The organism is Myxococcus llanfairpwllgwyngyllgogerychwyrndrobwllllantysiliogogogochensis, assembly GCF_006636215.1.
In the GTDB taxonomy this organism is placed as follows: Bacteria; Myxococcota; Myxococcia; order Myxococcales; family Myxococcaceae; genus Myxococcus; species Myxococcus llanfairpwllgwyngyllgogerychwyrndrobwllllantysiliogogogochensis.
In genome coordinates, this window is the sequence record NZ_VIFM01000102.1 from 23,650 (window position 1) to 35,723 (window position 12,074).

The window sequence follows — 12,074 nt, forward strand, 5'->3', positions numbered from 1 at the left end:
CCAGGAGTCAACGCGTTTGGCCAAGGGGTGTTGCCCTGCTTGACACGTCGCGTTGCCCCCTCGCAGAGTGCGGCGTCTTTTTCCCGACGTCCTGTTGGCGGGTGTCTCCCGCGCGGGTGAAGCTCCTGATTCCCATGCTCAAGAACAACCCGATGATGAAGAAGCTCGTCGAGACGGGCGAGGAGCGCGTCGGCAAGCTGGCGCAGCAGCTCCTGTCGAACGAGAAGTTCGTGGCGACGGTGCAGACGCTGGTGTCGCGCTCGCTGGCGGCGAAGGGCACGTTGGACAGCGCCCTGCGCTCGGCCCTGTCGGCGATGAACCTGCCGTCCACCGCGGACCTGGAGCAGCTGCGCGCGAAGGTGGATGACCTGGAGCGGCTGCTCGCGTCGGTGGAGAGCAAGGTGGACACCCTGGTGGCGCAGAAGGCGCCGTCGTCGAAGAAGTAAGCACCCGGACCCGAGCCGGGGAGTCCAAGGCCCATGCGGCGCATCGCCTTCATCAACGAGAAGGGCGGCACCTGCAAGACGACGCTGGCGGTGAACACCGCCGCGTGGCTCGCGAAGGAGCGGGACTTGCGGGTGCTGCTGGTGGACCTGGATACCCAGGGGCACGCCGGCAAGGCGCTCGGCCTGGACGTGCGCACGCTTTCTCGCAACGTCTTCCACCTGTTGACCGACGACACGGTCCGCCTCGAGGACGTGGTGCGCCCTTCGGCCGTGCCCGGGCTGGATGTGCTGCCCGCGTACAAGGAGATGGCGGACTTCCCCGTGGTGGTGGCGGCGGACGCTCGCCGGGCCCACCGGCTGGCGGACCGGCTGGAGGCGGCTCGGGAGGCGGGCTACGACGCCGTCGTCTTCGACTCGCCGCCGTCCATGGGGCTCACGACGCGCAACATCCTCGTCGCCGCCACGGAGGTGGTGGTGCCCGTGGCGCTGACGTACCTGGCGCTGGACGGCTGCGCGGAGGTGGCGGACACGGTGCGGCAGGTGGGCGAAGCCGAGGGACGTCCGGAGCTGAGCGTCACCAAGGTGGTGCCCACGCTGTATCGGAAGACGGCCCTGGCCACGGCGATTCTGGAGCGGCTCCGGGCGTACTTCCCGGACTCACTGGCCACCACGCCCCTGGGCTACGACGTCAAGGTGGACGAGGCGCAGAGCCACGGGAAGACCATCTTCGAGTACGCGCCCCGGAGCCGAGGGGCGCGGATGCTGTCGGCCATCGCCGCGGAAATCCACGGTGGGCCCGCTCCCCGGAAACGGAAGCGGGCGGCGCGAGCCGACTAGGGTTCCTGCTTCTTCTGCTGCTCGAACTGCTCGAGCTTCTTCTCCAGCTCCTCCAGACGCTGGGTGAGCGACTGCATGTCGCGGCCCAGGGCGGGGAGGTTGCCGGTCAGGTTCTCGACGACGTGCTTGACGCGCTCGTCGATCTTCCGCTGCCAGTCCTCGAAGGCGCGCTGGCTGGCCTTGAGCAGGTCGGCGGGAGACAGGCCACCGGCGGCAGCCGAGTCAGCGGCCTGCAGGGGCTCCTCGGTGGTGGCGGCGGCCTCGGGGATGCCCGCCTTGGCGGCTTCCTCGCGACGCAGGAGCTTGTCGAGACGGGATTCCGCTTCCTCTCGGATGGAGGCGACGCGGGGAGTGACCTCCTTCTGGATGAAACCAGAGATGGACTCGCCAGGGTGACGGATGATTTCCCGGAGCACCGACAGCGGCATCTGGTTCTTCTTCTTCTCCTCCTCGAAGATGATCTGCGCGAGGGTGACCGAGGTCAGGTCTTCTTTCGTGCGGTTATCGACAATCCGCACCTCGGTGCCCTCCTTGATCATCGCGGCGATCTCATCCAGCGTCACGTACCTGCTCTCCACGGTGTCGTAGAGTTTTCGGTTCGTGTACCGCTTGATGATCTTCGGCTCCTTGCTCGGAGCGCCTGCTTGCTCGGCCTCGCTCATCGGTCTCTCCGCCCCTTTTGGGCTCGACTCAAAGCCAGCTTCCATGTCTGAGTCTCGCAGGGGCGAACCTCGTACCAGAGGGGTTGGAGGCGAGCAAGCAGCGAGAACCCGACTCGCCGTACTCGCCCGGTGGCCCTATACTCGTCCCCGCCCCAGGCCTGAATGATCGTCAAGTGCGCGCGGTGCCAGACGCGGTTCAAGATCCCCGACGAGAAGGTGACCGATAAGGGGGTCAAGGTCCGCTGCACCAAATGTCAGAACACGTTCCGCGTCACCCGCGAACCTGGCGGGGAGGATGCCGGTGCGTCCTCGCCTCCCTCCTCGGCCGGGCAGGCCGACCCCTTCGCCGAGTTCGGTGTCGCTCCCGACCCCAAGGGCGTGGAAGTCACGCGCCCTGGCTTCTTCGCCCAGGGCGTCGCGGCCACGCGCGCTCTGTCGGGCTCGCCGTCCTCGTCCGAGAACCCCTCCTGGAACAGCATGGACGGGGAACTCGATACGGAGGACGGAGTCTTCCGCGAGCCCACGCGCATCGGTCCGATGCCGCGGCCTCCGCTCCAGGCTTCGGGCTCGCCGGGTGTCGCCGCGGCGCGCAACGGGGGCGCCGTGCCCCTGCCCGCACCGCCCGAAGCCATTCGTCCACCTGTCGACACTTCGACGGGGCTGTACGGCGGCGCGGTGCCCCCTCCTGTCGAGGATGGCGCGCCGATGCCGGCTGGCGCAGTGCCCTTGCCGGGCTTTGCCCCCAGTTCCCCGCGGGCCGGGCCGGGAGTTGCCTCCCCTCGGAGCGCGCCACCGGGTGGGATGGCGGCTCGCGCCATGCCGCCGCCCCCTCCGCCCGCCGCATTGCGCCAGGGTGGGGGAGCCGTTCCCCCGCCGCCGCCCGGTTCGGGGACTCTCGCGGGCAGCGCTTCGCCCCCGGCGCCCGACGCGGACGACCCGTTCGCTGACTTCCTCTCCGCCCCGATGCCCGGGGGCGCGCAGGATCCATTCGACGCGCTGCCCGCGCCCGTGACGGGGCCCAGCATCGCCGACCGACGCCCGTCGGCTCCCGGCTCGCGAGCGGCTCCTCCCGCGCCGCCCGCCGTGGATGACGACCCGTTCGCGTCCATCGACATCGACGACTCGACGATGGTGGGCAGTCCGCCCGCCCAGGTCGCGCCCGTCGCGTCCGCTCCTCCCAGCGTGGAGGACGACCCGTTCGCGTCCATCGACATCGACGACTCGACGATGGCGGGACAGCCGTCGTTCTCGCCGGTGGCACCTGCTTCACGCGGGGCGCCGCCGAGTGCCCCGGCCGCGCGCGGTGGCGCGGGGGCTCCGTCGGGAGCACGTGCGCCCTCGGCGGGTGGCTCCGCGCCACATGCTGCTCCGGCGGGAGCTGCTGTCGCGGCGCCACGTGCGGCCTCGGCGGGAGCACCTGTCGCGGCGCCACGCTCGGCACCGGCGGGAGCACCCGTTGCCGCGTCCGTGCCACCTGCCGCCCCGACGGGAGCATCTGTCGGCGCGTCCGCGCCGCGTGCGGTCTTGGCGGGAGCTCCCCTCACCGCGCCTCCAGCGCGCGCTGCCCAGCCGGGAGCCTCCTTCACCGGGCCCGACGACGCGACGCAGGCGGGACGGCCTCCGCATCAGGGGGCTGCTCCGTCGGCCCGTGCGGCGCTGTTCTCCGGGCCTGAAGACGCGACGGTGCCCGGCCGTCCTCCGCTCCAGTCGGCTCCGGGGGGCCCGGACCCGTTTGGTGCGCTCGACCTCGGCGACGCGACGATGCCCGGCCGCCCTCCGCTCCAGTCGGCTCCGGGGGGCGCGGACCCGTTTGGTGCGCTCGACCTGGGCGACGCGACGATGCCCGGCCGTCCTCCGCACCCGGCCGCCGGGGCGGGCTTCGAGTCACCCTCGGCGCCGCCCGCGGGTGCCCAGGACCTGTTCGACCTCTCCTCGGACGGCGACTTCGGTGAGCACGCGGGCCTGCAGCCCTCCGACACCGGGCGCGCCGCGCTGTTCGGCACTTCGTCCCAGGGCGCGCTCGGGCTCGATGACTCCCAGGCGCACTCGACGGGTTCGCTCCTTGACGACGTTCCTCCCCCGGAAGAGGGCCTGGACTTCGGAGGAGTCACGCTCGGCCGCATTGGCGGGGCGGGAGTGGGGCAGCGCGAGGTGCTCGAACTGGACCCGCAGATGTCCGCCGCGCCCGTGGTCTCCGTGGCCAAGCCCACGGCCCGGCCGGAAGACGTCGGCATTCCCCAGGCCCGGCCGCCGAGCCGCGCGCGCAAGGTGACGGCGCTGCTCGTCAACCTCATGGTGGCCGCGGCGCTCGTGGTGGGACTGGGCGCGGTGGGCAGCGTCTATCTGAGCGAAGGTCGACTGGACCTGTCGGTGCTGTCGCCCGAGAACCTGCGCGCCCTCGTCGTCCCCGCCCCCAAGCCGCTGGTGGCGCTCGACGTCTCCAACGGCCTGTTCGAGACGCAGGCGGGGCGCCCGCTCTTCTTCATCCGGGGCGACGCGGAGAACCGGACCGCGTCCGCGACCCACATCCGCGTGCGAGGCGCGCTCTTCGATGGCGACCAGCGCGTGCGCTCCGTCGAGGGGCTCGCGGGGCTGGTGGCGACTCCCGAGGAACTCCACGCCGTGGGCAACGCGGAGGCGGCTCAAGCGCTGCGCAAGCGCCTGGACGCGGGCGCCGTGTCCGTTGCGCCTGGGGCCCGCGTGCCCTTCCTCCTCGTGTTCCACGAGTATCCGGCGGCCCTCGGGAGCTTCCGGCTCGAAGTCACCGTGGAGGCCGTCCCGCCACCCGCCGAGGCCGCTCCCGCACCGACGGAGGCCGCGCCGCCTCAGGCACCCGTCCAGGCCGCGCCCACGGAGTAAGCGCCATGCCCTCAGTGGACGACGCACGCAACGTCGCCAGGTTCCTCCACGCGCTGGGTGGCGGGGCCGAGGTGCGCCGCAAGGCCGCCGCGAGGGAGCTGTCGCGCGGTGACCCGTTCGACGCGAATGAGCTGGTGGGTCACCTCATCTCCCTCTCGCGTCACGGCTGGGAGCCCGCCACCTGCGTGCTGTCCGACTTCCTGGCCGCGCTGGAGCAGGAGGCGGAGCACATTCCCCACGTCACCGAGCTGCGCAGGCTCGCGCACGTGCAGGCGCTCGACTCGGTGGCGGACCTGTTCTCCCAGGGCCCGGCGAAGCGCGAGATGAACCCGGATGCCGCCGCGCGGGCTGACGCCAACGCCTTCTCCCAGTCGCTCGGTCACCTCAAGCAGCAGGCCCGGCTCACCAGGGACCCGGACACGCTGTCGCGCCTGGCCACCGTCAGCAACCCGTCCGTGCTGCGCAACGTCCTCATCAATCCGCGACTGACCGAGGACCTGGTGGTGCGCATCGCCGCCCGCCGTCCGGCCCGCCCCGAGCCCTTGGTGGAAATCTGGAGGTCCGCCCGCTGGTCCGTGCGCCATGCGGTGCGCCGCGCGCTCGTCTTCAACCCGTACCTGCCCCCTGAAATCGGCGCGAAAATCGTCCCCCTGCTCAACACCAGTGACTTGCGCGAGCTCACGTCGAGCACCGGGCTGCACCTGTCCCTGAGGGAGCAGGCCGCGCGACTGCTGACGGAAGGTCCCGCGGCGCAGCGACTCACGAGCGAGGAATCGCCCGAGCCCCCACGCGGAGCCCGTCACACCCACGACTGAACGGGAATGGAAGAGGGGACGAGCGGACTAGCGGCGGCGAGGTGAGTCGTGCTCGCTGTACTCGGCGTCGGTGGAGCCCCGGCGCGAGGACGGCAGCGACTTCGCGTCGACCAGGTCCTCGCCCTTGGACGCCTTGCGGAACGAGTAGACGAACTTGCCCACCGCGTTGCCAAGCTGACCCATCCGGGCGGCCGAGAAGACCACCAGCAGGATGAAGCCGAGGACGATGATTTCTCCGAGGCCGAGGCCCAACATGATGAGGGCACAGTGCAGCAAAGGAGCAGGGGAGGCAAGCCGCGCGTCCACCCGTGGACGCCCGTCCGCTCTTCTGCTGCGCACGGACCGGCTTCCATCGCACACTGCGGCCCATGCTCCTGCTTGCCCACCGAGGCGCCTCGGCTGACGCCCCCGAGAACACCCTGGAAGCCTTCGCCGAGGCCGCCCGGCAGGGGGCCGACGGCGTGGAGCTGGACGCCATGGTGTGCGGCTCGGGCGAGGTGGTGGTCTGCCACGATGAGCGGCTGGAGCGGCTGGCGCGGCTTCCCTGGGAGGTGCGCCACACGCCCTGGTGGAAGCTGCAACGCGCCGACGTGGGGACGTCACTGGGCTTCGCTCCGGCGCGCATCCCCCTGCTGGAGGATGTGCTGGACGCGCTGCCGCCGCAGCTCATCGTCAACATCGAGCTGAAGTGCGACCGGTTCGACGACGACGGGCTCTCCCAGAAGGTGGCGGACCTGGTGCGCCGCCGGGGACTGGCCGAGCGCGTGGTCGTCTCCAGCTTCAACCCGCTGTGCCTCTTCCGCCTCCTCGCCGTCGCGCCCGAGCTGCGGCGGGGCTACCTCATCGACCCGGACCGGCGCTGGGGCGTGCACGCGTACGCGGTGAGCCCGCTCGTCTCGTCCCACTCGGTGCACCCCTACTACGAGGACTGCACTCCGGAGCGGGTCGCCACCTGGCGCGCCGCGGGGCTGCGGGTGGCCACCTGGACGGTGGACGACGCCGCGAGGGCCCGCGCGCTGGAGCAGATGGGGGTCAGCTACCTCATCACCAACCGGCCCGGCGCGCTGCGAGAGGCCCTGCGCGCCGCGGCCTGACCGCCGTGCCTAGAAGTCCAGGCCGAGCGTGGTGCTGAAGGCGAACACCGCCGGAAGACCCCGGTCCTCCAGCGCGTTCGGATTGTCCGCGCGAGGCGTCTCGACGCTGCCCGTGCGCGTGAGCGACAGCTCCGCGCCCAGTTGCAGCACGCCGCCGATGAAGCGCACGCCGCCGTAGATGCGCTGGTTCACGTTGTCGCCGAAGGACACCTTGGCGTAGTTGTCCGTGCCCGTCAGCGCACCGCGCGAGTCGCCCACGGTGGAGTCCTCGTAGCTGCGCGAGGGGTCGAAGTCGAGGCGGCTCGTGGTGGCCCCGACGAAGCCCAGGTCCAGGCCTCCGTAAGGCGTCAGCGTCACCATGCCGCCCAGGGGGAACTGCTTGCCCACGCCGATGTCCAGGCCCATCACCGTCAGGCTCAAGTCCCGGGCGCCGAACAGCTTCGTCACGTGTCCGCGCAGGCCCACGTCCGGCAGCCACGTGAAGCCCTCGTTGACGGCCCACTTCACCTCGCCGGTGGCCACCACCTGGCTGCTCTTCTCCACCCAGCCCACGCGCCCGCCCAGCTCCAGCGAGAAGGGCAGGCCCTTGCGCACGTGGAAGGAGGGGATGAGCACCGTGGAGGGCTGCTCCGGGTTCTCCGTGGGGATGCGCACGCTGTCCGGCAGCGACACCACGGACAGCTCCGCGTTGACGGCCCAGGCCGAGTGCCCCGTCGTCTCCGGTGGCATCAGGTTCGCCGAGGTGATGGCGGCGCCCATGACGCGGGCGAAGGCGCGGAAGTTCGCGTTCGCGGCGGCGTTGGTGAGTGCTCCGCCCTGCATCGCCTTCGGATCTCCGAAGTCGGCGATGCGCAAATCGTTGTCGTCCGCGTATGCGGTCGCTCCCGAGACACACGCCGCCAGGGCGAGCCACCGACTGAACGTCCGCATTCGAGTCACCGCCTCCCGGGAACCCGCCGGCCGGGGGCGCCCCACAGCGGCGGACGCTAACGCCAGCCCGCGAGGAGCGTCAACAAAACGGGCGGCCCTTCCGACGAGTCTCGTGAGGAGAACCCACCGGAAGGGCCGCCCGGAAGGCGGCGCCGAGTGTCGTCAGACGCCTACTGCGGCTGCGGCTTCACCCCGCCGGGGCTCTGGCCCGTGACCTTCTGGGCGACTTCGGCCGGACGGCGGCGGATGACCAGGGTGCGGCGGCTGGCGAAGTCGGTGCTCTCCCGCGCCACCACCAGCACATTGTTGTTGCCTTCCTTCAGGGTGAACTCGGTGGAGAATTTCAGGGTGTTCGGCTCGCCACCCTTCGGGTCCACGCCCTTGAAGTAGACCTTCTGGTCGTTGACCAGCACGTAGACGTCCAACAGGCCGTTGGGGTCCGTCACCACGCCGGACAGGGTGAACTTCTCCCCGTTGGCGACCAGGCCGCCCGCGGACGGGTCCGCGTCCAGCTTGATGTCCGGCGGGCGCCGCGTCGTCGTCCACGCAAGCTTCGGCTGCACGGGCTTGCCCGTCTTCACCTCGCGGGCATCCTGGGCGCGCACGAAGGCGAAGCGGTTCTTCTCCAGCTCCACGCGGAAGAAGCCCTTGTTCGCGGCCTCCACCGGCAGCACCGCGGCCGCGTTCAGCTTCGCCACCGTGCGGCCCCCTTCCACGGGCGAGCCCAAGAACTCCGTCTTCTCCGCCACGCGCACCGAGCCCTTCTTGGCCTCGAGCGTCGCCACCGGAGCGTCCTTCACGGGCAGCTCCATCTTCTCCATGACGAACTCCTCCAGCGGCTCGTCGATGATGGCCAGCTTCAGCGGGAAGGTGTCGCCCTTGTAGCCCTTCTTCACCTCCACCTGGAACCGCGCCGTCTTCGTCTCGCCGGCCTTCAGCTCGCCCAGCTTGAAGCGGCCCTTTTCGATGAAGATGTTCGCGTCCCCGCCATTCTTGATCTGCGTGAAGGAATCCATCGCGACGCCGGGGCCGACGTTCGTCACGTCCAGCAGCACCGCCACCGACTCGCCCCGCTGCACCGTGCCGTCGCCGTTGCAGCTGGCGCAGTCATCGACGACCTGCCAGTTGAAGGCGAAGGACGGCCGCGGCAGCTCCGCGAAGTTCAGCTCCGACACGCGCGTCTCCGGCAGCGCGCCCTGGTCATCGAAGAAGCGCACCGTCACGTCGTCGCGGCGGCTGGTCAGGTCCTTGGGCAGCCGGACCTTCACCTTCCAGGACTTCTTCTCGCCCGGGTTGAGCGCGCCGAAGAGGAACTCGCGGCGGTCCAGGAAGGCGTTGTCGCTCTCCGTCCAGGCGCGCACGCGCTTGAGCGGCTCGGCGCCCTTGTTCTCCGCCGTCACCACCATCTCCAAGAGCTCGCCAGCGTGAATCTTGGTGTCCGGCGTCGGCGTCAGCGTGCCCGTCAGCTGCACGTTCTTCGGCGTGGGACCCGCGCTCCAGTCCACACCCAGCGCGGCGATGGCGGCGTTGATGCGGGTCTCCTCTTCACGGCGCTTCTGCTCGATGAAGGCCTTGCCCTGCTGCAGCTGCTGCTGACGGGTGGCCGCCGGGGCCTTCAGCACGTAGTCCCGCGCGAACTGCACCTCGAAGTCCTCCTTGATCTCCTCCTGCGACTCCGCGTCCAGCTGGTCGTCCAGGTCCTCGCCCTGGCCCGCCACGTCGAGCAGCGGGTCGTTCTCCCCATGCGGCTTCTTGTCCCCGTCCTTGCTCGCGGCGACGGCCTTGGGGTTCTTGGGCTCCTCCTTCGCGGCGACCGCCAGCTTCTCCTGCTGCTTGGGGTCCACCTTCAGGTACTTGAGGCTCTCGCGCGGCTTCTCGCGGTCCAACACGTCCTCGCGCTTCTTGGCGACGGTGGCCGAGTCCGGGTTGCCGAAGTGCTGATCCAGGTCCGCCTCCCCCATGGAGCGGCGCGACGCGAACACGTCCACGCGCTCGTCGGTGACGCGAGTGGGCACCAACTGGATGTCCGGGACGATGCCCACTTCCTGGATGGAGACGTCGCCGGGCGTCAGGTACTTGGCGATGGTCAGCTTCAGCGCGCTGTCATCCGGGAAGTCGTACAGCACCTGGACGCTGCCCTTGCCGAACGTCTGCCGGCCGATGATGACCGCGCGGTTGAGGTTCTTCAGCGCGCCCGCCACGATTTCCGACGCGGAGGCGCTGCCCGCGTTGACGAGCACCGCGATGGGATAGGTGTCCTCGCCCTCGGTGGGACGCGCGCGCTTCTCCTCGCGCAGCTTGTCCGACAGGCCCACCGTCGCGACGATGGTGCCGTTGGACAGGAACGTGTCGGACACCTGGATGGCCTGCTCAAGGAGGCCGCCCGGGTTGCCACGCATGTCCAGCACCAGGCCCTTGAAGCCGCCCTTGGCGTCCGCCTGCTTGCGCAGCTCACCCAGCGCCGACTCCAAATCCCGCGTGGTGTTGCCCTGGAAGTTCTTCAGGCGGATGTAGCCCACGTTGCCGGAGAGCATCTTGTGCTGGACGCTCTCGATGGAAATCATCGCGCGGGCCAGCGTCATCACGCGGGGCTTGTCCCAGCCGTCGCGCTCCACGGTGATGATGATGCGGCTGTCCACCGGGCCGCGCAGCTTGGACACGGCCTCGTTGAGGTCCATGTTGACGGTGGACTCCTCGCCAATCTTCTTGATGCGGTCGTCCTTCTGGATGCCGGCGCGGTGCGCGGGCGTCTTGGGCAGCACCTTGACGACGGTGAGGTTGCCCTCGCGCATCTGGATGACGAAGCCCAGGCCGCCGAACTCACCCTTGGTGGACAGCTTCATCTCCCGGTACAGCTCCGGGCGCAGCAGCACCGAGTGCGGGTCCAACGTGGACAGCATGCCGTTGACGGCCGCGTACTCGATGTCGCGCGTGTCCTCGATGGGACGCATGTTCTTCGACAGGAAGTCGAACACGTCCTTGAGGGCGAAGGACATCTTCCACAGCGAGTCGACATGCCCGATGTCGAACTCACGCGTCTTGCCGTTGACGTTGACGGCCAGCTTGCCCGTCTCCGGGTTGCCGTCCACCAGCACGTCCGGAACGCTCTTCTCCACGTACTCGAGCGAGGAGATCATCATCTCCTTCGGCTTGATGCGCTTGGGGTCGACGTAGTTTTCCTTCACGTAGAGGATGACCTTGGTCAGCACGCGAAGGCTGTTGAGGTCGTGGGGTGCCTTCTCGCCCTTGGCGGAGGGCAGGCTGCCATCCCAGGTGCCTTGTCCCTGCCCGGCCTCGGCCGCTCCCATCATCAGCGGAATCGGCGCCCGGTGACTGCCCACGAGGGCCCAGGCGCCGAGGAGCACGGCAACAGCGGCGATGCGGCGGAGAAAACGCGGCATGTGATTCATCCAAGCTGGAGCGCTTGTGGGCGCCCCGGGGTGTGGCGTGAAATGCCTAGAAAATCCGAACGTTTGAAACGGTAGCTGGGCATTGAAGCGGCCGGGCAAGCCTAATCACGGCTTTCTGGTGCTTCAAGGCATCGACTCTCCGCTGAAGAGGCAGAACGTCCCTGGCGGGCACTGCGTTCCCGCCTTGGAGGGACCGACAGTCGGTGGAGGCGTTTATTTCAGGGCAGCGCCCCCTGGCTGCTCGTGGGCGGAGGCGGCAGAAGGTTCGCTTCGCGCAGCCCTCGGTACATGAGCGTCCCGGCGACGATGGCCACGGGCAGGAAGAAGGTATTCAGGATGGGAACCCAGAGGAGCAGGTAGACGCCCGCTCCCAGGCCCAGGGTGAGGGCCCGGCGCTGGCGGAGCATGCGCCTCACCTCGGCGAAAGGGTAGAGGTGACGCGTCATGGGGGCCGCCAGGAACTCGCCCGCCATCCAGGTCATGGTCCACAGGGCACCGAGCACCGTCCACAAGAGGCTGCCCACCCCGGGCAAGAGGTGGAGCGGCAAGAGGAGCGTCAGCCCGGCGAGCAGGAAGAACAGCCGCGCCAGGGTGTGTGCAAGCCCGGTGACGATGCCCCGCACGAAGCTGGACAGGGTGAAGGGCGGGCCGTCGCCTCCCCCACAGAGGGCCTCGGTGGCCTCGGAGAGGGGGTCCTGGAGGGGGGCCAGCAGGAGCGGGGGGACGATGTTGGCGCCCACCACCCACAGCACGAGGCAGGACAGGACGAGCACCGTGTACCAGGCCCCCCGGCCATACCAGGACTCGGGCTGGGTCCAGAGGGAGCCCAGGGCCCCCGGGGCGTAGTGCCACAGGAGCCAGGCCAGCCCCACCAGGGCGACGGCGGTGACGGCGGCGCACAGGGCGGACAGGACGAAGAGGCGCCGGGAGCGGAAGATGAGGCCGAAGGCCCGGCCGAGCAGGCCCAGCCCCTGGAAGAAGTCGGCCAGGCGGGGCTGCGGGGAGATGGAAGGGATGGGGG

At 69.9% G+C, this 12,074-nt stretch carries 10 protein-coding genes; 5 read left to right on the plus strand and 5 right to left on the minus strand.

Annotated features, from left to right (window positions below; all coding sequences use genetic code 11):
* The first annotated feature begins 134 nt into the window (after positions 1–134).
* Both FJV41_RS24230 and FJV41_RS24235 read left to right on the plus strand, forming a co-directional pair.
* Positions 135–446: a hypothetical protein gene (locus tag FJV41_RS24230; RefSeq protein WP_141644921.1), complete on the plus strand. Its 312-nt coding sequence runs from the start codon at positions 135–137 to the stop codon at positions 444–446.
* Between the two features lie 33 nt (positions 447–479).
* A complete protein-coding gene (locus FJV41_RS24235) occupies positions 480–1,283 on the plus strand; it encodes a ParA family protein (protein ID WP_141644911.1) in 804 nt (267 codons plus the stop codon).
* Here FJV41_RS24235 and FJV41_RS24240 read toward each other — a convergent pair.
* Entirely contained in the window at positions 1,280–1,945 is a 666-nt protein-coding gene (locus tag FJV41_RS24240) for a polyhydroxyalkanoate synthesis regulator DNA-binding domain-containing protein (RefSeq protein ID WP_141644912.1), read from the minus strand. The two genes, FJV41_RS24235 and FJV41_RS24240, sit on opposite strands and share 4 nt — an antisense overlap.
* Positions 1,946–2,107: 162 nt before the next feature.
* On the opposite strand from FJV41_RS24240, the gene FJV41_RS24245 reads away from it, so the two are divergent.
* Both FJV41_RS24245 and FJV41_RS24250 read left to right on the plus strand, forming a co-directional pair.
* Complete coding sequence (locus FJV41_RS24245) at positions 2,108–4,804, plus strand: zinc-ribbon domain-containing protein (RefSeq protein ID WP_141644913.1); 2,697 nt, start codon at positions 2,108–2,110, stop codon at positions 4,802–4,804.
* A gap of 5 nt (positions 4,805–4,809) precedes the next feature.
* On the plus strand, positions 4,810–5,619 hold the full coding sequence (locus tag FJV41_RS24250; protein WP_141644914.1) for a hypothetical protein: 810 nt from the start codon (positions 4,810–4,812) through the stop codon (positions 5,617–5,619).
* A 27-nt stretch (positions 5,620–5,646) separates the two neighbouring features.
* On the opposite strand, the gene FJV41_RS24255 is transcribed toward FJV41_RS24250, so the two are convergent.
* On the minus strand, positions 5,647–5,958 hold the full coding sequence (locus FJV41_RS24255) for a twin-arginine translocase TatA/TatE family subunit (protein WP_246137380.1): 312 nt from the start codon (positions 5,956–5,958) through the stop codon (positions 5,647–5,649).
* Positions 5,959–5,987: 29 nt separating this feature from the next.
* Between FJV41_RS24255 and FJV41_RS24260 the strand changes: the two genes are divergently transcribed.
* The gene (locus FJV41_RS24260) at positions 5,988–6,713 is read left to right on the plus strand and encodes a glycerophosphodiester phosphodiesterase (protein ID WP_141644915.1); all 726 of its coding nucleotides are present in this window, start codon (positions 5,988–5,990) and stop codon (positions 6,711–6,713) included.
* 9 nt (positions 6,714–6,722) lie between these two features.
* Here FJV41_RS24260 and FJV41_RS24265 read toward each other — a convergent pair whose 3' ends face one another.
* The 3 genes from FJV41_RS24265 to FJV41_RS24275 form a co-directional block, all read right to left on the minus strand.
* Positions 6,723–7,643 carry a hypothetical protein gene (locus tag FJV41_RS24265; RefSeq protein WP_141644916.1) on the minus strand — a complete coding sequence of 307 codons (921 nt, stop codon included), beginning with the start codon at positions 7,641–7,643 and terminating at the stop codon, positions 6,723–6,725.
* Between the two features lie 170 nt (positions 7,644–7,813).
* On the minus strand, positions 7,814–11,053 hold the full coding sequence (locus FJV41_RS24270; RefSeq protein ID WP_141644917.1) for an MXAN_5808 family serine peptidase: 3,240 nt from the start codon (positions 11,051–11,053) through the stop codon (positions 7,814–7,816).
* Between the two features lie 218 nt (positions 11,054–11,271).
* Complete coding sequence (locus tag FJV41_RS24275; protein WP_246137382.1) at positions 11,272–12,069, minus strand: EI24 domain-containing protein; 798 nt, start codon at positions 12,067–12,069, stop codon at positions 11,272–11,274.
* Positions 12,070–12,074: the final 5 nt, after the last annotated feature.

Bases quoted from the DNA above. Each gene is read 5' to 3' on its own strand.
- FJV41_RS24230 (WP_141644921.1), top strand. From the start codon at position 135: ATGCTCAAGAACAACCCGATGATGAAGAAGCTCGTCGAGACGGGCGAG.
- FJV41_RS24235 (WP_141644911.1), top strand. From the start codon at position 480: ATGCGGCGCATCGCCTTCATCAACGAGAAGGGCGGCACCTGCAAGACG.
- FJV41_RS24240 (WP_141644912.1), bottom strand. From the start codon at position 1,945: ATGAGCGAGGCCGAGCAAGCAGGCGCTCCGAGCAAGGAGCCGAAGATC.
- FJV41_RS24245 (WP_141644913.1), top strand. From the start codon at position 2,108: ATGATCGTCAAGTGCGCGCGGTGCCAGACGCGGTTCAAGATCCCCGAC.
- FJV41_RS24250 (WP_141644914.1), top strand. From the start codon at position 4,810: ATGCCCTCAGTGGACGACGCACGCAACGTCGCCAGGTTCCTCCACGCG.
- FJV41_RS24260 (WP_141644915.1), top strand. From the start codon at position 5,988: ATGCTCCTGCTTGCCCACCGAGGCGCCTCGGCTGACGCCCCCGAGAAC.
- FJV41_RS24265 (WP_141644916.1), bottom strand. From the start codon at position 7,643: ATGCGGACGTTCAGTCGGTGGCTCGCCCTGGCGGCGTGTGTCTCGGGA.
- FJV41_RS24270 (WP_141644917.1), bottom strand. From the start codon at position 11,053: ATGAATCACATGCCGCGTTTTCTCCGCCGCATCGCCGCTGTTGCCGTG.